Annotated in this window: 20 protein-coding genes; 1 reads left to right on the top strand and 19 read right to left on the bottom strand. The window is 49.1% G+C overall.

The genetic code is table 11. The annotated features are described in order from the left end of the window. Positions 1-113: 113 nt before the first annotated feature. From atpG to BM056_RS18110, 11 genes are all read right to left on the bottom strand, one after another. Positions 114-965 (bottom strand): ATP synthase F1 subunit gamma, encoded by an 852-nt coding sequence (atpG, locus tag BM056_RS18155; RefSeq protein ID WP_092473075.1) that lies wholly within the window; start codon positions 963-965, stop codon positions 114-116. Between the two features lie 40 nt (positions 966-1,005). Further along, on the bottom strand, positions 1,006-2,514 hold the full coding sequence (atpA, locus tag BM056_RS18150; protein WP_092473073.1) for a F0F1 ATP synthase subunit alpha: 1,509 nt from the start codon (positions 2,512-2,514) through the stop codon (positions 1,006-1,008). A 22-nt stretch (positions 2,515-2,536) separates the two neighbouring features. Further along, the gene (gene atpH / locus BM056_RS18145) at positions 2,537-3,079 is read right to left on the bottom strand and encodes an ATP synthase F1 subunit delta (RefSeq protein WP_092473071.1); all 543 of its coding nucleotides are present in this window, start codon (positions 3,077-3,079) and stop codon (positions 2,537-2,539) included. Continuing rightward, positions 3,073-3,579, bottom strand: a complete 507-nt coding sequence (gene atpF, locus BM056_RS18140; RefSeq protein ID WP_092473069.1) for a F0F1 ATP synthase subunit B — start codon at positions 3,577-3,579, stop codon at positions 3,073-3,075. Before atpF ends, atpH begins: the two co-directional genes overlap by 7 nt. Positions 3,580-3,692: 113 nt before the next feature. Next, positions 3,693-3,926: a F0F1 ATP synthase subunit C gene (gene atpE / locus BM056_RS18135; protein WP_092473067.1), complete on the bottom strand. Its 234-nt coding sequence runs from the start codon at positions 3,924-3,926 to the stop codon at positions 3,693-3,695. Positions 3,927-4,045: 119 nt separating this feature from the next. Next, a complete protein-coding gene (gene atpB / locus BM056_RS18130; protein ID WP_092473065.1) occupies positions 4,046-4,798 on the bottom strand; it encodes a F0F1 ATP synthase subunit A in 753 nt (250 codons plus the stop codon). Positions 4,799-4,912: 114 nt separating this feature from the next. Then, positions 4,913-5,347 carry an ATP synthase subunit I gene (locus BM056_RS18125; RefSeq protein WP_092473063.1) on the bottom strand — a complete coding sequence of 145 codons (435 nt, stop codon included), beginning with the start codon at positions 5,345-5,347 and terminating at the stop codon, positions 4,913-4,915. 14 nt (positions 5,348-5,361) lie between these two features. Next, on the bottom strand, positions 5,362-5,592 hold the full coding sequence (locus tag BM056_RS18120) for an AtpZ/AtpI family protein (protein WP_092473061.1): 231 nt from the start codon (positions 5,590-5,592) through the stop codon (positions 5,362-5,364). A gap of 299 nt (positions 5,593-5,891) precedes the next feature. Next, positions 5,892-7,625 (bottom strand): sigma 54-interacting transcriptional regulator, encoded by a 1,734-nt coding sequence (locus BM056_RS18115; protein WP_092473059.1) that lies wholly within the window; start codon positions 7,623-7,625, stop codon positions 5,892-5,894. Between the two features lie 149 nt (positions 7,626-7,774). Then, a complete protein-coding gene (locus BM056_RS26330; RefSeq protein ID WP_165613597.1) occupies positions 7,775-7,930 on the bottom strand; it encodes a hypothetical protein in 156 nt (51 codons plus the stop codon). Positions 7,931-7,977: 47 nt separating this feature from the next. Further along, positions 7,978-9,279, bottom strand: a complete 1,302-nt coding sequence (locus BM056_RS18110) for a Glu/Leu/Phe/Val family dehydrogenase (RefSeq protein ID WP_435050976.1) — start codon at positions 9,277-9,279, stop codon at positions 7,978-7,980. Between the two features lie 544 nt (positions 9,280-9,823). On the opposite strand from BM056_RS18110, the gene BM056_RS18105 reads away from it, so the two are divergent. Next, positions 9,824-11,650, top strand: a complete 1,827-nt coding sequence (locus BM056_RS18105; protein WP_092473055.1) for a sigma-54-dependent Fis family transcriptional regulator — start codon at positions 9,824-9,826, stop codon at positions 11,648-11,650. Positions 11,651-11,851: 201 nt separating this feature from the next. Here BM056_RS18105 and speB read toward each other — a convergent pair whose 3' ends face one another. From speB to BM056_RS18065, 8 genes are all read right to left on the bottom strand, one after another. Beyond that, positions 11,852-12,778: an agmatinase gene (speB, locus tag BM056_RS18100; protein ID WP_092473053.1), complete on the bottom strand. Its 927-nt coding sequence runs from the start codon at positions 12,776-12,778 to the stop codon at positions 11,852-11,854. 154 nt (positions 12,779-12,932) lie between these two features. Further along, positions 12,933-14,513, bottom strand: coding sequence for a high affinity choline transporter 1 (locus tag BM056_RS18095; protein ID WP_092473051.1), 1,581 nt, complete (start codon positions 14,511-14,513; stop codon positions 12,933-12,935). A 350-nt stretch (positions 14,514-14,863) separates the two neighbouring features. Further along, a complete protein-coding gene (locus tag BM056_RS18090; protein WP_092473049.1) occupies positions 14,864-16,339 on the bottom strand; it encodes an aldehyde dehydrogenase family protein in 1,476 nt (491 codons plus the stop codon). A gap of 58 nt (positions 16,340-16,397) precedes the next feature. Continuing rightward, entirely contained in the window at positions 16,398-17,744 is a 1,347-nt protein-coding gene (locus BM056_RS18085; RefSeq protein WP_092473047.1) for a putrescine aminotransferase, read from the bottom strand. A gap of 634 nt (positions 17,745-18,378) precedes the next feature. Beyond that, positions 18,379-20,112: an aldehyde ferredoxin oxidoreductase family protein gene (locus tag BM056_RS18080; RefSeq protein ID WP_092473045.1), complete on the bottom strand. Its 1,734-nt coding sequence runs from the start codon at positions 20,110-20,112 to the stop codon at positions 18,379-18,381. 27 nt (positions 20,113-20,139) lie between these two features. Further along, entirely contained in the window at positions 20,140-21,441 is a 1,302-nt protein-coding gene (gene gabT, locus BM056_RS18075; protein WP_092473043.1) for a 4-aminobutyrate--2-oxoglutarate transaminase, read from the bottom strand. 305 nt (positions 21,442-21,746) lie between these two features. Further along, positions 21,747-22,007 (bottom strand): ubiquitin family protein, encoded by a 261-nt coding sequence (locus tag BM056_RS18070; RefSeq protein ID WP_092473041.1) that lies wholly within the window; start codon positions 22,005-22,007, stop codon positions 21,747-21,749. Between the two features lie 5 nt (positions 22,008-22,012). Beyond that, a complete protein-coding gene (locus tag BM056_RS18065) occupies positions 22,013-23,728 on the bottom strand; it encodes a sigma 54-interacting transcriptional regulator (RefSeq protein WP_092473039.1) in 1,716 nt (571 codons plus the stop codon). Between the last annotated feature and the right edge of the window lie 72 nt (positions 23,729-23,800).

The following is a 23,800-nucleotide window of genomic DNA, read 5'->3' as shown; positions in this document are numbered from 1 at the left end:
TACATAATTGGGGACATTCCTTGCGGTGAGATTGCTTCGCCCGCAATGACAAGAGCACTATGCTCACAAGGTGTATCCCCTTCCTTATTCTGGCTAACCGCCTCCCGCTCCGGTTATTCCAGAGCGGCAGCGCCGCCGACAATTTCAGAAATTTCCTTGGTGATGGCGGCCTGACGGGCACGGTTCATGGTCAGCGTCAGCCTTTCAATCATATCCGCAGCGTTGCTGGTTGCGTTATCCATGGCGGTCATCTGAGCGCTATAAAAACCAGCCTTGGTTTCCAGCAACGCCTGGAATAAGGAGTTTTCAATATACATGGGCAATAATTTACCCATAATCTGCTCCGCATCCGGCTCAAAAATGTAGTCCACATGTTTGCCGTCGGCTTCTCCTTCGGGCGGTTCCGCCGGAAGCAGTTTTTGTACTATGGGCTTTTGTACCAGCACGTTTACAAACTGGCTGTAAACCAGATATACCGCGTCATATTCCTCCGCCGCGTATTTGTCCATCACGAACTTGGCCACTTCGCGGGCAAACCCGGGACCGGCGGCATCGATTACTCCGACATACTGCTGGGCTAAGTTGTAATCCCGGCGGCGGAAGAAGTCCCTGCCTTTGCGGCCGATACAAACAACGTCAAGATTAGGTCGGCCTTTCATCTCCTGAGCGGCTCTCTTAATCAAGTTGGAGTTAAAGCCACCACACAGGCCGCGGTCGGCGGTCACAACGATATATGCCACTTTATTGGCCTCGCGCACTGCCAGCAATGGGTGCTTCAAGCCCACCGAAGCAGATCCCACCCTGCCCAGCACGTCACGCACTCGCTTGGCAAAGGGCCTGGCAGCCAGAACATTTTCCTGGGCGCGCCGCATTTTTGCCGCAGATACAGCCTTCATCGCCTTGGTAATCTTCTGGGTATTGGAAATACTCTTGATACGGCGCCGGAGGTCGCGTATGCTTGCCATCTACTATTTCACCACCTCGCTGTTTACTCTGCCGGGCAATTTATTTAACGAATGATTCTTTGTATTCTTTAATGGCAGCCCTGAGTTTTTCTTCAAGATCCTTGGTAATCTCTTTCTTCTCGCTCAGTTCCTGGCGGACATCGGCCTTATTGTTCTTGATGAATTTAAGCAACCCGTCTTCAAACGGCAGTACCTGGTCCACAGGAAGGTCATCCAAAAAGCCCCTGGTGCCAGCGAAAAGTGAGATAACCTGGTCTTCGACGTCCATCGGCACATACTGGCCCTGTTTGAGCAGTTCCACCATGCGCTCGCCACGGGTCAAACGGGCCTGGGTGGCTTTGTCCAGGTCGGAGCCGAACTGGGCGAATGCAGCCAGCTCGCGGTACTGGGCCAGGTCCAGACGCAGGGTGCCGCCGACTTGCTTCATCGCCTTGATCTGGGCGGCGCCACCCACGCGGGATACTGAAATACCCACGTTAACAGCAGGACGGACACCGGCGTAGAACAGGTCCGGCTCAAGGTAGATCTGACCGTCGGTAATGGAAATAACGTTGGTCGGAATGTAGGCCGAAACGTCACCGGCCTGGGTTTCAATGATCGGCAGAGCGGTCATTGAACCTGCTCCCAGCGCGTCACTAACCTTACAGGCACGCTCCAAAAGGCGTGAGTGCAGGTTGAAAACGTCACCCGGGTAGGCTTCACGTCCGGGCGGGCGCCGCAGCAGCAGCGACAGTTCGCGGTAAGCGGAAGCCTGCTTGGACAAATCATCATATACGATTAACACGTGTTTGCCCTGGAACATGAACTCCTCGCCCATGGAGGCGCCGGCAAACGGAGCAATAAATAGCAGCGGAGCAGGATCGGAAGCGGTAGCTGATACGATGATGCTATAATCCATGGCTCCGGTATCTTTTAATTTTTGCACCACGTTGGCCACAGTGGAGTTTTTCTGCCCCACCGCAACGTAGATGCAGATAACATCTTTACCTTTTTGGTTAATAATGGCGTCAACGGCAACAGCCGTTTTACCGGTTTGGCGGTCGCCCAAGATTAATTCACGCTGGCCGCGGCCAATGGGAATCATGGAGTCGATAGCTTTTAAACCGGTTTGCAGTGGTTGGTGCACGGATTTACGTTCAATAACGCCGGGGGCGATACGCTCAACCGGGCGGAATTTATCCGTGTTAATGGGGCCAAGGCCGTCGATGGGCTGGCCCAGGGGGTTAACCACGCGTCCGATCAGGGCATCGCCAACGGGCACGGAGATAATCCTTCCGGTCCGCTTAACAGTATCGCCCTCTTTAATGTGGGTGTAGGGACCCAAAAGCACGCAACCGATGTTGTCCTCTTCCAGGTTCAGCGCCATACCCATGGTGCCGCCGGGGAATTCCAGCAGCTCACTGGCCATACATTTTTCTAAGCCATAGACCCTGGCAATACCGTCACCCACCTGGATGACCGTGCCAACGTCGCTGACTTCGACTTCGGCTTTATATTTCTCAATTTGCTGCCGAATGATCGAACTGATCTCTTCAGGTCGCAAATTCATCTACTGTTTCACCCCTATCTACTTAACTTATTTGTCTGAGGTGTTCGCGCAGGGTCGCAAGACGTGTGCGCACACTACCGTCGATAACCTTGTCGCCAACGCGTACCAGCAATCCACCCAGCAGGCCCTGGTCAACATTATAGCTGATCCGGACTTTTTGACCGGTGCATTTGGCCATAGCATCGGCAAGCCGCTTTTTCTCTTCTTTGGTGAGTTCCACCGCCGAGGTCACATTAACGTCGCTGATATTACGGGCCTTGTTAGCCAGTCCGGTGAAATATTCGGTGATGTCCGCCAGATAAATTTCCCTGTGACGTTCCACCAAAAGACCCAGGAAGCTCATGGCAACCTCAGAAATTTGCTCTTTAAAAAGATTGTCCAGCACTTCCTTTTTCTCAGCGGCGGTAATGCGGGGGTGAAAAAGAATCTTCTTCAGTTGATCGGAATCATTGATCACACCAACAACTGCCTTCAATTCCTCTTCAAGCTGGTCAACAAGATTCGCTTTTACCGCAATTTCATAAAGGGCCTCAGCATAGCGCCCGGCCACGGCCCCCTTTAGCATGGCAGATCCCCTGCCTCTTTAATAAATTCGTCAATCATGTTGCGCTGTATATCGGCAGTAATTTTCTCGCTGACAACTTTACCGGCAACCAGTATGGACAGTGTAGCAACCTGATCGCGTAATTCTGCAACAGCCTTTTCCTTCTCCCTATTGATATCCTGCAGTGCCGATTCCTTGACGCGGTTGGCTTCCGCCTTGGCCGCTTCAATGATTTCACGGGCCTGGTCTTCACCGGCCTTGCTAGCTTTCTGAATTAAATCCCGCGCTTCGTCCTTGGCTTTTTGCATTTCAGCCAGGTATTGCTGGCGCAGGGACTCGGCCTGCTTTCTTTCTTCCTCGGCGGCAGACACATTTTTCTCAATATAATTCTGCCGCTCTTCAAGTATCCTAACAATATGGGGATACACTACGATGCGAAGGAAGATGAGCAACACTATAAAGTTAAAAACTTGCGCCACCAACGTATTATTAAGGCCTAACGCCTGAACTACAGCACCCACAACTTACCCTCCTTCCTTTCGATTGTGACAAAAGGAAGGCGATAGCAGGCTCTGGTTGGCCAAAACCCGCTATTGCCGCCTTCGCCACAATATTGCCTGGCATTACAGGGGGCCTACCCGATTTTACCCATAAGAATGAACGCAATAACGACGGCGATGATGGGCAGCGCCTCGATCAGACCCACGGAAATGAACATCATGGTCATCAGGTTACCCCTCATTTCAGGCTGGCGAGCGATAGACTCAACAGTTTTACCAGTTACGAGACCGTCACCGATACCGGCGCCGATAGAAGCCAAACCCACTGCCAGAGCAGTACCGATTGCAGCAGCACCTGCTAATTCCATGCTTTTCCCCTCCTTTCCCCTAAAATTTTAAAACATAAATTATGGTGGCATATCTCTATTTTAAATTGAGATATCAGCTAATTAATGTGCAGCGTCTAAAAGCTGTCAAGAAGTTAGCGTTAATGATGCTCGGCAGTTACCTGTCCGATGTAGGCTATGGTCAACATGGTAAAAATGAATGCCTGGATAAAACCTACGAAGATGCTGAATGACAGCCATACCACCATCGCAATGAAACCGCCGAAGAAGTTGATGGTAAATGGGATCAACCCCAGCAGAACCGCAATGAGAACTTCACCTGCATAGATATTGCCGTAAAGACGGAAGGCCAGCGTCAGAGGCTTGGACAATTCCTCGATAATAACCAGCGGCAGGAAAAAGACAAATGGTTCAACAAAGTGTTTGAAGTAACTGAGCTTGCGGTAGTACAGACCCAGGACTTGGACCAGGATAAACACCGCGATGGCCATCCCCAGCGTGGTATTAACGTTTGCCGTGGGAGACATCATGGTTGGGATCAGGCCCCAGAGGTTACAAAACAGCAGGAAAATAAACAAACTGAATAACAGGCACATTAGGGAAGCGCCTTTTTTCGGGTCCAGGTTTTCATAAGCCAGACCCTTTAAAAAACTGTACATCTCCTCCACCATCAACTGCAGCTTGCCGGGTCGCTTCAACTGCATATTGCGCGTGGCTGCAACTGTAAACAGTATGACCAGTGCCATCACGATCCAGGTCATAACCAGTGTTTTCAGATCCATGGGACCCAAACCGAAGTTTACAGCATCATGGGGAAACCCCCAAATATTCAGGTTCTCATGCACCACCTCAAGCATGTCTTTGCTTGCTTCGTGAGCTGCTTCTGCGGACAATTTTTTTCACCCCTTTCCCTTTTTTTAGTAGTCAGGAGTCAGGAGTCAGTAGTCAGTAGGGATCTCTTGCATTCCGATTCTGACTCCTGGCTTCTGTCTCCTGACTCCGGTTCTTTATATTTTATCAACGGCATTGCGTGCCGCGAAATACTTGTACAGTGCTACGTTAGCGTCCACGACGGTGATTAAGGTTGGTATCAAAAGCCCAGCCCCAACACCGTAGATATCAATAAAATCAATCTTGCTGGCAAAATATATCACCGCTATGATCATGCCCAGGCGCGGGTAGAAGCCCGACCGCATGAACATTTTGGCCTGCTTCTGGTCGGCATTCTTCTGCATGATCAGTTCCACCAGCATGCGCATCCGCTTGACCAGAAAATAGCAGTTGATAATCCCCACCACGCTGCCCACAATAAAACCCAGGATCAACGTATCACCGGGGTTGATAAGCAATCCCGGGAGCGTCAGCACGGCGATAAGGGCCGTAATCCTGGTGGTGCGCGCATATTGTAAATCTATGTCTCTGATAGGTGTGGGCTCTGTCAAGCGGTTTTCACTCCTTAGTTTTTAAAGAACCTTTGCACAGTTTGAATAATACCGAATATTCCCAGGGCCACCCCGGCCAGCACACCGCCCACCAGAAACCAAGGCTCGGTGCCCAGCTGCCGGTCCAGCAGCCGGCCCCCGTAAAATCCTATCAACACGGTAATGGCCAGTTCAGTGCCGATGGTAGTTGTAACAGCTATTGCCGTTAAAGGTGCGTTTTTTTTCTTGGGCTTTGGTTCTTCCACTTTACCACGCCTTACCAACTAAAATTGTCACATAAATTGTCGTGTACCTTACAATTTTAGTTAAGAGAATACTTTCTACATAAATAGTATTATTCCTTCACCATACTGCACTTTTTTATTTTTTGCAGTTTGGAACTCTTTATTACCTTGTGACAAGATGTACTATTTCTTGTGATAAGTTTTACTATTAAACATATGCTAATCTATGCGTCAATTTGATTATTTATCAGGGACAAATTCTCCGCTGAAACGCTTTTTTCCTCCTAGACCAACCTGGGTTTTTAATATATTTTTTACTTTTATTGTTTCTTGGGCCCGGGTCTTCTTTTCGGCGCAGAGAGATATTTTTTCATTTTGCGAACCACCGTTGATTGATTAATATTGAGGGCCTCCGCCATGCGATAAGTGTTGCCGAACGTCTTGAAGGCCTTTTCAAGCAATTGCTTCTCCACCTCTTGCACCGCTTCATCCAACGGGCAAAGATCAGGAATATAAATTTTATTGTTTTTTTCACTTATCCGGCTAAGCACATAATCCGGCAGATGGACAGGCTTAATCTCCGTCCCGTCCGACGTAACCGCAAGCCTCTCCACAATATTTTCAACTTCCCTGACGTTACCGGGCCAGCTGTACCGGTCCAAAACCTCCCTAACCTCCGGGGTAAACTTTTTGGCCATACCATATTTTTTATTAAACAGGTCCAGGTAATAGCCAAGCAGCACATCCACATCTTCCCGCCGCTCACGCAGCGGCGGAATTTCCATGGGTATGACATTGAGCCTGTAAAACAAGTCCTCCCTGAAAGAGCCTTCCTGAACCATCTTTTTAAGATCGCGGTTGGTAGCGGCAACAAACCTTACATCAACCTCCACCGGGGCCGTTCCGCCCACCGGAAGCACATTTTTCTGCTGAATGACGTGCAGCAGTTTAACCTGCAGGTTGAGGGGAAGCTCGCCTATTTCATCGAGGAATACCGTGCCCCCGTTACCCATTTCAATCAGGCCTTTTTTGCCCCCCTTGCGGGCTCCCGTAAAAGCCCCCGGGACGTATCCGAACAATTCGGACTCCAGCAGGTTTTCCGGAATAGCCCCGCAGTTGATGGTGACAAAAGGCCCGGTACTGCGGGAACTCATGTTATGGATTCTGGCCGCCACAACACCCTTGCCCACCCCGGACTCGCCCGTTATCAAAACAGTACTGTCAACGGCCGCAACCTTATCCACCATTTCCAGCAGCGTCAGCATCTGCGGGCTGGAAGCTATCAAATCGCGCTGCGCGCCTTTCTGTTCGCTTTTCAGCTGCAGCACCTGTTTGCGGTAATTATCGGCCAAACGCTCGGTATCTTTTAACAGCCGGCGCAGGCTGGATAGCTCGGAAATATCACGTGAATTAACCACAACCCTGGTAATGTTGCCATTTTCATCGAAAACAGGGTTCCCGGTCACAATCAGCTCTTTGCCGCTGCGGGTCGTCTGGGTTATTGTGGCCCGTTCTTTCCTGTCAAAAACCAGCCGGGTCACAGAAGGAGAAAAATAACCATTTTCTTCTAGTTCAGTTACGTTTCTGCCAATCATTTTATTTGTATCAACACCATAAAAGCTTTCACCGGCCTTATTGATCTTTCTGGTAATGCCCTTCCCGTCAATGACAAAAATTTCATCATAGGAAGAATTAAGAATAACCTCCAGTTCATCTTTGGCCTGTTTAAGCTCCAGCATCTGCTCTTTAACTTTTTCCAGCTCCGAGGTATCTTGAACAATAAAAATAGAACCTACCAGCCTGGCATTTTCATAAACCGGGGTACGGCTGACAATCAGTCTTTTGCCGCCAACACTAATCTTTTCCTCTTTGCTTTCCCGGTCATCCAGCATAACGTCAGTGAGTCTGGTGTCGGGAATAATCTCTTTTACCGACCTGCCGATCACACTGCGCAGTTCAAGCCCCAAAAGGGCCCTGGCCGCATCATTCAACATGGTTATTCTGCCCGCAGCATCAGCTGTTATTACCCCGTGACTACCGGTAGTCAATTGCATCCCCACACCCCCTCTCCCCATTATACTACCCTTGGGGAAAAAAAGGGACCCGTGTAAGCACGGGTCTGTTATAGGAAGACAAACTTGTATGAATTAAATTGTATGCTTGATTGCACACAATATTTCGTTTTTGATTATGGCCAATATAGTTAGCTAATCCGGACATAGCGGGATTTGTCGTTTCTATCCAGCATGCGTTTTAATTCTTTAATTTGCCTTTCCAGATCTTCGAGCTTGCGCACTGCCTGACTAGGCACGCATTTACCGTAATGCTCACAGTATTTGCACGGGTCGGAATAAGCCATTGGACACCCCGTCATAAATGATCACTCCCCTAAATTATTTTTACAATTTAGGCTAACTTGACCTCGCGTTTAACTTCCTGGTATACCTGGTTGCCCAGCCAGCCCCTCATGTACATGGCCTGACTGATGCGCTCGATTGCCACCATATAGGCCGCGCCTCTCATATCGACGTCTTTGCGCTTCCGGTAAAGTCCGTAGACGTTGTTAAAGGCCTCAACCATCTTTCTTTCCAGTCTGTTATTTACTTCTTCTTCATTCCAGTAATAGCCGTATTGGTTTTGCACCCATTCAAAGTAGGATACGGTTACGCCACCGGCATTAGCCAGCACATCCGGCAGCACCAGGATTTTCTTATCCGCCAGAATGCGGTCGGCTTCGGGCGTCGTGGGACCGTTGGCGCCTTCAGCGATAATTTTAGCTTTAATTTTGGCTGCGTTTTTATCTGTAATCTGGTTTTCCAGCGCAGCCGGAACCAGTATGTCACATTCCAGGGACAGCAGCTCATCATTACTGATATCTTTGCTGCCGGGGAATCCTTTAACGCTGCCGGTGCGAGCTTTGAATTCTTCCACAGCTGCAATGTCCAGACCATTGGGGTTATAGGCGCTGCCGGTTGAGTCACTTACGGCCAGAATACGGCAACCGTCTTCTTGCTGCAGCAAACGCGCCGCTATACTGCCAACATTGCCAAAGCCCTGCACTACTACCGTTGCTCCATTAAGTTCAAGCCCTGTTACTTTGGCCGCCTCGCGGATAGTGAAGACACACCCGCGCGAGGTGGCTTCCACCCTGCCCATCGAGCCGCCGACAATCACCGGTTTGCCCGTAATCATACCAAACTCGTTCTGGCCGCGGTAACGGGAAAATTCATCCATCATCCAGCTCATAACCTGGCCGTTGGTTCCAACGTCAGGGGCCGGTATATCCAGATCGGCACCGAGTACGGGCGCAATCGCCCTGATGTAACCCCGGCTCAGCCGCTCCAGTTCCCCCTGTGACAGCTCTTTATGATTAACAATAATCCCGCCTTTGCCACCGCCATATGGAACGTTCAGTACGGCGCATTTTAAACTCATCCAGGTTGAAAGAGCTTTAACCTCATCCAGGTTTACATCCTGGTGGAACCTGATGCCACCTTTATAAGGACCAAGAGCATTGTTATGCTGAGACCGGTAACCGGTAAAAATTCTAATTTCGCCGTCATCCATTTGGACCGGAATTTGAACTGTAAGAACCCGCTGTGGCTCACTTAGGATATTGTATACCGACTTGTTTAAATTTAATTTTTTGACGGAGGTATCGATCAAATCTTTAACAATTTCAAAACAGTTGATTTCCTGGGTCATGATTACCCCTCCCTAACATTTGCTTTTGATTTTCAAGTTGACTTGCTTGATATTAGCCTACCTGCTGTTACTTGTTGTTAACTATTAGTTATTGCTAAATAAAAGCAAAAGCAATGCCAGCATTCTCGATATTTACCCTGCTGCTATTAGGGGGAATTTGACTAACCGGCCCAAGCAAATAATGCTCAAAAGCATTATTTGCTTGGGCAATCATGCTGTATACAATACACAATCTGCAAACCGCACACCCTTTACTTTATTAATGCAATTTGTGATTAATTCAATCTAGGTTTGCATTAATTCCTTCGTGACGGGTTTCATATTTAAAATATTTTCTTGCAAATTTAATACTTAATCAAAAACCAGCAAAATTCATGCAATACTCCCTCAAATATACTGATTAATTTGTCTCATTATTGTTACATTTGTCTCATCTTTGAAAATATTTTTTCACTTGTGAGACAGTTTTATGGTAATTGAACAGGATTCCAATGCAGCAATCAAGAATGTTTATCTTAATAAGAGAAAGGGAAAGGGGACATAAGCCATGTCTCTTTTGAGGAGAGGAGACACACCTTCAACGAAGGAACCGCCCCAATTAAAGTCAATATCGGACACGGCACAACAGGTTGCCGAAGCCGTTTCCGCCGTTTTGGACGTGGAAACCGAAATATTGGACGATCAATATAACATTGTGGCCGGCACAGGAAAGTATAAAAACCTGATCGGCACCAAGGATGATGAAGCCTGGCATACAGATGGGGATTTTATCTACACGAGGGTGTTGAAAACCGGTGACCCTATCATTATTGAGGACCCGGAGGCTGAATTTTACGGCCCTATTTTAATGGGCGAAATGGGGGAAATTTGCTGCCCGATTAAACTGCGCGGCAAAGTTATTGGCGTATTGTCTCTGGTTGCCTTTGACGAAAAGCAAAAAAACCAGCTGATGGATAAAAAGGACCAACTGCTTAATTTCCTCAACCGCATGGCTTTTCTGCTGGCTTCCAGGGTTTCCGAGGTTGAAGCCTACAACCGCCTGGAGATTACCTCCAACAAATTAAACGTCATTATCGAAACCATCAACCAGGGTATTATTTCAATCAACCGGGATAATATAATCATTCACTGCAATAAATACGCCGAGTCGATAATCGGCATTCCGAGCAAGCACCTGCTGGGCCTGCATATAGAAGAAATCTGGCCTGATTCACCGGCGGTTAAAGTGACTAAAACAGGGGTTGGTTACCGGGAGAAGGAAGAGCTTTGCGGCACCCCCCCCAACCAGATGCATCTTCTGGTAACAGCTACTCCGGTTTGGCTGGAGGAAAAGCCCATGGGGGCAGTTATATCATTTAGGAATATGTCGGACGCCAGGCAGATGGCCTATAACCTGACGGACAATAAAATAGCCCTGGAGTTGGATCACATCAAGGGCAACAGCAAAAAAATCCGCGAGGTCAAGTATCAGGCATTGAGGGTGGCCAAAGGCTCTTCAACTATTTTAATCACCGGCGAAAGCGGAACCGGCAAGGAATTATTCGCCCGGGCCATTCACTACACCAGTCCCAGGCGCAATAAACCGCTGGTCATCGTCAACTGCGGCGCCATTCCTGAAACACTGCTGGAAAGTGAGCTGTTCGGCTACGAAGAGGGGGCCTTTACCGGAGCCCGCAAGGGTGGACGCCCCGGAAAATTTGAACTGGCCAACGAGGGGACAATATTTTTGGATGAAATAGGGGACCTCCCATTGCATTTGCAGGTTAAACTGCTGCACGCTATCCAGCGGCGCCAGGTGGAAAGGGTGGGAGGCAATCATCCGATTCCGGTAGACGTAAGAATTGTGGCCGCCACCAACAGGGACCTGGAAGCAATGTGCAGAACAGGGGAGTTCAGAGAGGACTTATTTTACAGGCTTAACGTGATTCCTTTATTTATCCCTCCGCTGCGCAACCGGAAAGAAGATATTGCCATACTCATGGATTATTTCCTGGATAAATATCGCGACCTGCTGGGCAAGATTATCGACGCTTTCAGTGAAAATGCGCGCCAGGCGTTTATCCAATACGAGTGGCCCGGCAACGTCAGGGAACTGGAAAACGCGGTGGAATACGCGGTGAATATGGAGCCCGGCAGAATTATAACCCTTGAGAGCATTCCCAAAAGGGTCAGCGGACACTGGCTCAACAACGGCACCCCCCCGGCTGAAACCAATTTTAAGGATGACCTGGGCAATATGGAAAAGGATTTACTGGCTGCAAAAATAATGGAGCTTTCCAGCCACAATTACAGCAAGAAAGAGATTGCAACAGCGCTGGGCATCAGCAGGGCTACTTTATACAGGAAAATTAAACAGTACGGAATTAAGCTTTGATCTCGTTAACCGCCGCTAAGACTCCCGCCTCTACAGGCGGGAGTTAAGCGGCGATAAACTCGAAATAAGTGCGACTAAGGTTCAGGTGGGGTCAAAACCCCACCTGAACCAAGTCTTCTTTATTGAAAAGGCCGGGGTAAGCCCCGGCCTTTTCAGGAGTCAGAATTCAGGAGTCAGTAGTCAGAATGCCCTCGCCCAGTCCTATTTTTTATTCTGAATCCTGACTCCTGTCTCCTGTCTTTTCTTATTTAGACAGCCAATAACTTCATAGATAATTTTTAGGGCCGCCCAGGAGGTTATGTCGGAATGGTCCTGACTGGGCGATACCTCCACAATATCCATGGCTTTTACCGGCAGTTTATCCACCATCAGTTTTACCAATTCAAGCAGCTGCCGGCTGGAAAGCCCCCCGGCCTCAGGCGTACCCGTGCCGGGCGCAAAGGCCGGGTCCAGCACATCAATATCCAGGGTAAAATAGATGGAGTCGTAACCGGCATAGCGCTTCATAATCTCTTCAAAGGCCTGTTCAATACCGCCATGATACAGGTCACAGGCTGTAATTACTTTTATTTCCGGGTGACGCGCCAACAGCTCCAACTCTTCAATTTCATAGGAGCGTATCCCAAACAGCGTTAAATCTTCAGGCCTGATAACTTCTTCAATGGCTCTTCTTTCAGTGCACGCGTGGGACCAGCCGTGCCCATCATAGGAGTCACAGAGGTCGCAATGGGCATCAAAATGAATCACACCGAACCTCCCCTTGCCGGCACACGACCTGCCGAAGGCTTTATGCAGGGGTATGGTTACCGAGTGGTCGCCGCCGATAAACAGGCAGAACTTGTTATCGGACAACAATTCAAAAGCCTTATCTTCCACCGTTTTATAGTAACGCTCCCAGTTAAGGTCCAGCGGGATATCACCCACATCCATAATTTTAATTTTGTTGATGATGGCTCCTGTTTCCGTAGTGGCCGGCTGGTACCTGGACAGGTATCTGATCTTTTCCGGGGCCAGGGCGGCTCCCTTGCCGCAGCTGACGGCCAAATCAAAGGGCACCCCCAGCACGTAAACCCCGGCTTCAGCTGCATTTTCTGTTAATAATTTTCCCCATGGATGGGTGTCAATCATTTTTTCACCTCTTTGCTGATCAGCCCTTTTTTGAAATTGCCAAGTCACTCGCTACTAACAATGACAAAGCCGGGGCGGGGATCCAACCAGCCCCGGACCAGATTATTTTTATCCCAATATTATTATAGCAGAATCATTATAACAGAATTATGCTTTATATGCCGCCAAACCAGTTTTTAACAGGCATTAAATTGCCGTCCATATCTTTTAAAGGTGATGGGGGGCTGCTTTTCTGCGTCAATAATGATACAACAACCAGTAATGCAATGGAGACCAGGAAAGCCGGCACCGATCCGATGTAAACCGCGTCCCAAATAGCCCATTCTGTGTAAACTACGCCTTCCTCAATAATACCAACATTGGCTTCGCTGGTGGCAGGCAGATAGTAAAAAATAAACGCAATCCAGGAAATAAATCCACCAAACAGCGCCGCCAGCGCCCCGGGTTTGTTGGTTTTTTTCCAGAAATAACCACCGACATAGGGAGCGGCCAGCCCCACCAGAATGACACTCCAGGCAATTACCATCAAACGATAGATAGTTTCAGCATATAAGGCCAGCAGCAATGATGCTATAGCCACTATTGGCACCATGATCCGGGTGAGCCTTAAAGTATCACTGTCACTTGCATCAGGCTTAAAATAACGCAAACCGTTATAGCCAACCACCGCAGACGCGGCCAGCAGTGCGCTGTCTGCGCTGGACATCAGCGCAGCCACCAGGCCGGCAACAAAAATAGCGCAAACAAAGGGTGACAGGAATTTCATCGCCATCCAGGGCAAAATCATTTCCGTATCCGGCACACCAAGATCGGGATTAACTTCAAACATGGCGATACCTGCAATAACCGGGATTAAGCCAATGGTTACATATAATATTGCCGCTATATAAGAAGCACGCACAGCAGTCTTTTCATCCTTGGAAGACAACACCCTGGCCATCAGGTCCTGAGCCGGTATGCTGCCGACGCCAATTGCCAGCCAGGCACCCAGGTAGTAAAACCATCCGGGCAATCCGGTGTAGCCCAAAAATCCCACATCTCCCGCAGGTCCCATGGCAAAGGCGGGAAGCTCAGCCCAGTTACTGGCGTTGGCAACAAAGTGATCCCATCCGCCAACATGGGAAATAACCGCCGGCAAAAGCAGTAACAGGCCTGCTGTTAAAATAATCATCTGAATCACATCTGTCAGGGTTACTGACCACATACCACCCATATAGGTATAAAAAACCAACACAACACACGAAATTATTATACCGGCCCATAAAGGAACTCCCATAAAAATCTGCAAAATCGAACCAAAAGCCACCAACTGGGCTCCCACCCAACCAGATTCAGCAATTATCACCACTATGGTTGAAAGAAGCCCCATTTCTTTACCGTAACGTATTTCAAAAAAATCAACCAGGGTCATGTAGCCGCCGCGCCTCATCATCCTGGCAAAAAATAAACCCGTTAAAACCAAACACAATGCGGCTCCCCATGGATCAAATATAACACCCTGATTCCCGAACAAATAAGCATTGGCAGCGCCGCCCATCATGGTACCGGCACAAAACCAGGTGGCAAAGAGAGTGCCCACCACAAAGGGCAAGCTCAGGCGTCGGCCGGCAACAATGTAATCAGTAGTGCTGTCAACCTTTTTGGATGAATACCAACCAACCAGCAACATCATAAGCATGTAGATACCAAATACAATTGCCACTATGTTCGTGTGCTGATAGTTTCCCAAATCCATTATCAAACCTCCTTTTAATGTCAAGTTGTTTTGGAACACCAAACAAATCTGCCAGAACCACCTCCACCGACCAATTCTAAACCTACTGATGTCAGAATTGTCTGATATTAATCATCTATTAAAAGGCCACCGGCACTGGCCCTTTTTTTTGCGCCGCCGGCGGCCTCATTGCCGCTAAAATATTACAGCTACTTCCTCACCGGCGCTTAAATCACATAAACACGCCGGTTTTTTTTGTCTTACCGCGAAACATTCTAATATTCCTAGCCCCAGCCACCATAGGAAAGATGATTACTTGGTCACCTTCCCCGAACAATGTAAATACAGGATGACAGCTTCCCCAAAGTGTTTTATGAAGAAAACCAGCCAACGGGCTGAACATCCAGGTTGATATTAATTTGCTTCACTTCTGTGAATTCATCATAACCAAAGGTCCCCAGGTCGCGTCCTATCCCGCTTTGCTTGTAGCCACCCCATGGTGCTTCATTATATGTTGGGTGATAGGAATTGATCCAGGTTATGCCGGCCCGCAGCTTGCGTATTACCCTCTGTGCTTTTGCGCCGTCGGTGGTAAAGACAGCTCCCGCCAACCCATATATTGAATCGTTGGCCAACTGAAGAGCCTCAGCCTCGTCTTTAAACTTTTGCACAGCCAATACCGGGCCGAATATCTCTTCCCGCACAATGGTCATATCCGGCCTGGTGTTGACAAATATAGCAGGTTCCACAAAAAATCCTTTGGAGCAATCGCCGTCCGTAATTCTGCCGCCTCCGCAAACCAATTCCGCGCCTTCTCTTTTGCCTGTTTCGATGTATGCCAGCACCTTTTCCATATGGGTACGGGAAACAAGAGGGCCCATTTCGGTGTCGGGCAGTAATCCAGGGCCTACTTTAATCTTTTTAGCTCTTTCTACCATGCGGTTTATAAAGCGGTCATGGATGCTTTCCTCTATTAAAAGCCTGGAGCCTGCGGAACAAACCTGTCCCTGGTTGGCGAAAATGGCAAATAGCGCATAGTCAACCGCAGTTTCAAAATCAGCATCGGCAAACACTATATTGGGTGATTTGCCTCCCAATTCGAGCGAAATCTTTTTAATATTCCCGGCCGCTGCGATCATAATGCTCCGGCCGGTTTCAGTGCCCCCGGTAAAAGCTACCTTATGCACATCCGGGTGGGAAGCTATGGCATGCCCCACCTTTGATCCAGGTCCCAGCACCAAATTAACAACACCGGGAGGGAAACCTACCTTCTCAAAGATTTTAAACAACCTCACTGCTGTCAGAGGAGTAATTCCCGCCGGCTTAAACACTACGGCATTTCCCGCCGCCAGAGCCGGAGCCAGCTTCCATACTCCCATCAGCAGCGGATAATTCCAGGGCACGATCAGCCCGCAAACACCGATCGGCTCCCTGACCACCATGGCCTGCATCGGGTCGGCCACTTCATAGGTCTGACCATGCGGTTTGGTGGCAATTCCCGCGTAATAGCGGAAACAGCCGGCGGCGTCGGCAACATCATAATATGACTCTCGCATTGGCTTGCCGTTATTTATTGTTTCCGCCCGGGCCAATTCGTCAGCTTCTTGGTCAATTAGATCGGCTACGGCTAAAAGCAGCCTGGCCCGCTCGCCGGCGGCGGTATCCCACCAACCTTTTTCATAAAAGGCTCCCCTGGCGGCGGCGACAGCTTTTTCCACATCCCGCTCGTCGCCGTCGGCAGCAACGGCAATTACCTCTTCCGTGGCAGGATTGATAATATCCACCGTTTTTCCGCCAACGGCATCCAACCACTGCCCGTCAATAAACATTTGCAGCTTTTCCGTCATTCTTCTTTAACCTCCTTTAAATGATCTACGTTTTTCAGGGGGAAAAATGCAACCCAAATTACAGGCCGGCGTTAACCTCCTTTAACGTGTCGGACAGGCGCTCGATTACCTGGTCCTGCTGCTCTTTGCTGATGATGAGAGGCGGCTCAATCCGGATCGACTTGGCGTTAATCAGCGTTCCGGCCACCAGAACTCCCCGGGCAAACAAGCCTTTGGCAACTTCATAGCCCAGTTCGTTGGTTAAAAATTCTATACCGATCATCAAGCCCCTGCCCCTTACTTCATCAACAACGGCAGGATATGTTTCAGCCAGCTGATAAAGTTTACCCAACATATAGGCACCGGACTCAGCTGAACGCTCGGGCAGTTTTTCCTCCAGCAGCACGTTGATGCTGGCAATTGCAGCGGCGCAACAGACCGGGTTGCCGCCGAAAGTGGTCGTGTGCAGGAACGGATTGTCGACTAATTTTTCCCAGATGGGCTTGCGGGCTACAGTGGCGCCGATAGGCATGACTCCGCCGCCAAAGGCTTTAGCCAGGCAAATAATATCAGGTACTACGTTGCTGTGCTCACAGGCAAACATTTTACCGGTGCGGCCCATGCCTGTCTGCACTTCATCAAGGATCAGCAGCGCCCCGTACCTGTCGCAAAGCTCACGCAGCCTGGGCAGGTAGTCATCCGGCGGTATAATTACGCCGCCCTCACCCTGGATGGGCTCAACAATGACGGCGGCTACATCCTCGCCAATAAATGCACAGCTTTCCAGCATCATTTCCACCGCCTCGGCGCTGCCGTACGGAACATGGTGGAAACCCGGCACCAGCGGCAGGAAAGGCTTTCTAAAAACACCTTTGGCAGTGGCGGTTAATGACCCCAGGGATTTACCATGAAAAGCACGGGTGGCGGCAATAAAACTGCGCCTGCCGGTAGACATTTTGGCAAACTTGAGACTGGCCTCAACAGCCTCGGTACCGCTGTTGACAAAGAATGCGTATTGCAGGTCGCCGGGAGTAATGGCACCAACCAGCTTGGCTAAAAGGGCGCGCAGCGGGTCAAGTAATTCCTGGCTGTGCAGCGACTGGCGCTTCAACTGGTCCAGAACGGCTTTCATCACCTTGGGATGACGATGTCCAACGTTGTAAATTCCGTAACCGCCAAGACAATCGATAAATTCTTTACCCCAGATGTCGGTAAAGGATGAGCCGGAATCTCTCCATTCCACGGAAGTATAGTCGGTGGAAACTGATTTTCTGTAATCAAGGAAACCGGGGTTAACGTTTTCCCGGAAACCATCCACAGTTTCCTTAACTACCCACTCTTTCTCCTCATGGGTGAGTTCTTCTTTGGATATCATGTCAAGATATCTCTGTGACTGGGCAATGATTCCGTCGTATTTTTTACTCATTATTAACCTCCTGATAACTGTAATAACATTTAACATTTATGCAACTGCGGATCTATCCTGAAAAATCGTTGCTTGGGGACCAGTGTTATGCGGATTGTCATCCTTGAAACACTTAAACAAAAAATCAACTATGCAAGCAAGGTGCCACATCTTTAAAAGCCTTTAAAATGGCTGTTTGCGGTATTTTGGTTACAATATTTGGCATTATCATCAGGAGTTTGTCTCACTTTTGAAACATAATCTCATCACAGGATACCTTTTTAAATTGAATATATTTTCTGATAATGTATAGTGCGGGGGACTACAACGGTGCGGGGTCAAACCCCGGTTACCTGTTCTCGTTGATTGTTACTGTTAGCGTATGCGGGTCGACATCCTGTTATTAATCAATCTGCATCAAACATGATACACTTGTCTCAGAGACAAGGCATTGTATACTAAATGCAAAAGCCCCGGGCATGATAATTCCCGAGGCCTTTGGCAGCTTTATTAACTTAATCACTTTAATTAGTGAGCAACCGCAACTCATCTTCGCGCTGGGACAATGGGACACGGTACCTGTCCCATTGTCCCACCCAGGCTGTCCCGAGCCGGTTTTCTCATTCTGACTCCTGTCTCCCGACTCCTGGTAAACCTATTGCCACCCGCGCAGCTGATAGTAGTCATCCACCATGCGGTTAAGTTCGTCAGGGTTTATTCCGTTCTGGCCGTCGTTGACCTTTTCCTTAAAGAACCTGTCCGGTATGGTATCATCTGCTCTGGTAAGGCCCTGCTGCTGGTTGAAGGTATGAGTGGCGTCTATGATTCTGTTAGCTACCGCCCATAAGTCTTCTTTGGTGAACTCCAGGCCGGTTATGGCCTTATTTAATTCAATTAACGTTTCCCAGGTAAGCAAATCCCTGAAAAACACGCACAATATTTGGGTATTAAAAATGGTCAACCTGTTTTCAAAGTCGATAAACAGTTCGGCCACGCCATCGGTGGAGGAAGTGTCAATCATGCCGGCCAGTTCCGGCTTGTAAAACGTAGCCCTCAAGTGGCAAGCGCCCCTGGCCGAGGTGGCGTAAGCCAAACTCATCCCTTTCAGCACCCGGGGATCGTACCCGGGAGGCTCCATCCCCTTGACGTGAATGGCAATATCCTGCAAGCCCAACTTGGCAGCGGCCTCTTTAATGCCAAGGGACAGGATTTCGCCCAGTCCGGTGCGCTGAGCCATTTGGCACACCAGTTCCGCGGCGGCTCCGACATCCCCATACCTGACCGGGGTATCGATCAGGCCTCGCTCGGTTCCTTCCATAATCAGACCCACCAGGTTGCCGGCGGTGATTGTATCCATACCCAGACGGTCGCACAGGTCGTTAAGATAGGCTACCTGATCCAGCCGGTTGACTGAGCATAGTCCCCCGAAAGCGTAAATGGTTTCGTACTCGGGTCCCTCGATTTCCAGGCCGGCATGCTCGCCGTAATCGATGGAAACACGCTTCCCGCAGGCCATAAAGCAGTTGGGGCAGGCGGTAGGCTTAACCTTATGCTGCTGGAGCAGAGTATCACCGCTCAGGTTTTCCCAATTGGGGTCAACGGCCCTGTTCCAGTAGCGGTTGGGAAAAGCCTTGGCGCCGTTCATAATTTTTACCATCACAGTGGTACCGTAATTACGGTAGTTTTCCACCCCGGGGTTGCCCTTGCCAAGATCCCGGATTTTTTTAACCACTGTTTTTAGCAATTCCGGGTCGGCGATTTCGGCTTTGGCGTTACCGTGAAAGACAACAGCTTTCAGTTTTTTGGAGCCCATCAGCGCCCCCATGCCGGTGCGACCGGCGGATCTCCACCGGTTGTTCTCGATACACGCAAACCGGACAAGGTTCTCACCGGCGGGGCCGATCACCAGCGCCTGGGCGCCCTGTACCGCAACCTGTTTCAGCGCTTCCTCTTCGGCGGCATAGGTATCCAACCCCCAGAGGCCGGAAGCATCGTGAAACGATACGCCGGAATCACTTATTTCCACCAATACCGGCTGATCCGAGGCGCCTTCAAAAATTATGGCGTCGTAGCCGGTGCGGCGCATGACCGGCGCCACTCTGCCCCCGGCATAGGATTCGGCATAGCCGCCGGTTTGCGGCGACTTGCCGAAAACACCGTACCGGCTGTTGCCCACCATGGCTGTGTCGGTGGACGGGCCGGTGGTGAAAATTAGTTTATTGTCGGGGGAAAGGGGGTCAATGCCGGGCTTGATGTTCTGCAGCAGCAGATAGGAGCCCAACCCCTTACCGCCAAGATACTGTTTAAAAACTTCGTCCGGAATAACTTCTTGCGCGTAACTTTGCCGGGTCAGGTTTATTCGTAACAGTTTTCCAAAAAATCCTTTCATACTTTACCTCCCCGGAGATAATTTAATTTATTTCGAGGCGTGGGCTACGGCCTGTTCCAGAACGTTAAGGCCTCGCTCCAGCTGCTCATCGGTAATGACCAGAGGAATCAGGGTGCGGATCACGTTGCCGAAAATGCCAGCGCTAATGGCAATAACGCCATTGTCCAAGCAATACTTGGTTATAGCTGCCGTTGCTTCCTTGGCCGGTTCTTTGGTTTCCCTGTCTTTAACCAGTTCGATGGCATTCATGGCGCCAAGACCGCGAACATCGCCAATGATGGGGTACTTCTCTTTCATTTCCAGCATCCTGTTGCGGGTCTTGGCCCCAATCTCCAGGGCCCGCTCCGCCAGTTTTTCCTGCTGCATGTAATTAATGGTAGCCAGCCCGGCAGCGCAGGATACCGGGTTGCCGCCGTAGGTACCGCCGACGTACCCCGGGTCGGGGGCGTTCATGATTTCGGCCTTGCCTACAACGCCGCTGAGGGGCATGCCGGAGGCAATCGACTTGGCCACAGTCATCAGGTCGGGCTCCAGTCCCCAGTGCTCGCAGGCGAACATCTTACCGGTCCGGCAAAAACCTGTCTGAACTTCGTCAGCGATAAGAACAATACCGTGCTTATCACATATTTTCCTCAGACCGGGCAGGAATTCCGGCGGCGGAACAATGAAGCCGCCCTCGCCCTGGATGGGCTCGATAATCATTGCCGCAACGTTCTCCGGTGCAACTTCGGCGGCAAACATCCTGTCGAACTGCTCCAGACAGTGCATGCCGCAGCCGGGGTATGTCGACCTGTAGTAGCAGCGGTAGCAATAAGCGGAGGGGATTTTGTAAACGTCGGGAGCGTACGGGCCAAACCCGAATTTATAAGGCTTAACTTTACTGGTCAGGGTCATGGTCATTAAGGTGCGGCCATGAAAAGCGCATTCAAAAGAGATTACACCGGTTCTTTTGGTATGGAACCTGGCGATCTTAACGGCGTTTTCAACACACTCGGCACCGCTGTTGACGAACATGGCTCTTTTCTCATAGCTGCCCGGTGAAATTTCGATTAGCTTTTCTGCCAGATCCAGATATGGCTCGTACATGGTAGTCATAAAACAAGTATGCAAAAGCTTTTCCGCCTGCTCCTTGATGGCAGCAACTACGGGCGGGGGACAATGCCCGGCGTTGAGAGTGCCGATGCCGGCGTAAAAGTCAATATATTCGTTGCCTTCCACGTCAATTATGGTTGCTCCCCTGGCCTCCTTAGCGAAAATACCGGTGGAATTGGAGATGCCGCGGGCCACCAGGTTGTTTTTTCTTGCCAGAAGCTCTTCACTTCTTCCCATTGTTTTTACCTCCTTTTTTTTCAGGAGTCAGTAGTCAGGAGTCAGAATAGCAGTAACCGGGAGTCAGTAGTTAGTAAATAAGTAGTTTATTTTCTTTAGTATTTATTTGATAGTAAAAAGTTGGCATTTAATTGTCAATCGTTAGCAGGCAAAATGCTTTGTGGCCTTGTTCCAATAGATCAACTAATAATATACCAATATTTACAAATATCATTCAACTTAATCATTACCTAAAAGCCAGCCCTTGACTGTTTTCACCGGTTCTCTTATTCTGACTCCTGTCTCCTGACTCCTGACTCCTAATTTCAGCCTCCTGTTATATAGGGAAACAGTATTATTTTATCACCGGGCCCCAGCGAGGAGGCCCAATCTTTTTTTTCGCTGTTAACAGTAACAAAACTGATATATTCCCTGGGTATTCCTAAATAATCCACCAGGTGACATATTGTAACGGGTCCCGTAAGGGATACGGTAATTTTAGGCTTTTGGTAACCAGGTGCCTTGACCAGTTTCGCCAGCACCACGCCCAAATCCACATCTACAGAAAAAATACCGGTACTGCTCATGCTTATCATTCCTTACCGAGATATTTTTTCATTTTGCGCACCACTGTTGATTGGTTGATTCCTAAAACCTCAGCCATACGATAAGTGTTCTTATATTTGCTGTGCGCTTTTTCCAACAGCTGAGTTTCAATTTGCTCTATGGCATCCTTCATGGGGCAAAGGTCGACAACCATAACCTTATTTTTAACCGAACTGCCGCCAACCTGAGTGATACGTTCGGGCAGGTCAATAGCGGCAATAATATTTGCAGCGGAAGTTATCATCAATCTCTCGACTAAATTTTCGAGTTCCCGGACATTGCCCGGCCAATCATATGTTATTAGGGTATTCATAACTTCCTTACTGATTGATTTCCTGGTGCCCAATTGCTCGTTAAACTTTCTGACAAAATGATTAATCAAATGGGGAATATCCTCTCTGCGATGTCTTAGAGGAGGTATAACCACGGGTACCACGTTCAGCCTGTAATACAGGTCTTCCCGGAATAAATTTTCATCAATCAGTTTATACAAATCTTTATTGGTTGCGGCAATAATTCTAATATCCACCTCTTTATAATCGGAGGACCCTACCGGCATGATTTTTTTATCTTGAATTACATGCAAGATCTTAACCTGCAGGGGCAGCGGAAGCTCGGAAATTTCATCCAGAAAAACAGTACCGCCGTGCGCCATTTCAATGAGTCCTTTTTTGCCTTCCTTATTGGCCCCGGTAAATGCTCCCGCGGAATATCCAAACAGCTCTGATTCAATTAAATTTTCCGGAATGGCCCCACAGTTGATCACAATATAGGGACCTTTGGCCCGTCTGCTGGCGCGATGAATTCTTAAAGCCACCAGGCCCTTGCCTACCCCCGACTCACCTTCCACCAGGACGGTGGAATCAACCTGGGCCACTCTTTCCGCGGTTTCCAGAATTTGCTTCATGGACTGGCTTTCGGCAACAATTGCATTGCGCGGCAAGTTGGCATTTCTTAGCTGGGCCAACTCCTCCCTGTAGGTCTGCACCAACTTCTGGGTATCCTCCAGGCGCTGCTGCAGGTTGGTTAATTCCGTAATGTCCCTGGAATTACAGACGATCCGGGTAATACGTCCCGCGTCATCAAACACAGGATTGGCAGTAACAATTAATGTTTGGCCGTTTTTCACTGTTTGCACAGCCGTAATCCGCCTTTTGTCCTTTAGCACCCTGGGAACAAGCGAAGGCGAATAGTAGTTCAGCTTTTCCAGTTCACTGACGTGCTTGCCAATTATTTCATCTTCAGTGACGCCATAATATTTTTCACAAACCTTGTTAACCCGAACAGCAACACCGTTGCCGTCAGTTACAAAGATTTCATCGTAGGAATTATCAAATATAACTTTTAGCTCCTGGTACAGGCTTTTTACCGAGCCTAATTCCTCACTGATTCCTTCCAGTTCTCTGATATCTTTCAAGGTAATGACCAACCCGACAGGATCGGTACCGCGAAAAACTGTCCTGGAGCATAAAATTAAGGTTTTTCCCGCAACTTCCATGATCCGATTTTTTTGATCCTGGTCAATGCTTTTAAGATCAAAATTAAACCGAGGCAGGATGTCGGAAACCATAAGATCCGCCCACGGCTTGTTTTTTAAGTTCAGGTAACCTCTGGCTGTAGAGTTAATGTAGGTGATTGCACCGGAAGCATCCACCATCAGAATCCCGCCGCAAACGTTCTCCAACCCGTCCTCCAGCCTCATAGGATACCCCCTTAAGTTAAAAAATTGCCGACGCCGCGCTGCGCCGGCTTTTTCGCTGTTATAAAAATAACG

Source organism: Desulfotruncus arcticus DSM 17038, assembly GCF_900113335.1.
Taxonomy (GTDB): Bacteria; Bacillota; Desulfotomaculia; order Desulfotomaculales; family Desulfallaceae; genus Desulfotruncus; species Desulfotruncus arcticus.
Note: the sequence above shows the minus strand (reverse complement) of the source record. Positions and strands in the feature narration are given on the sequence as shown.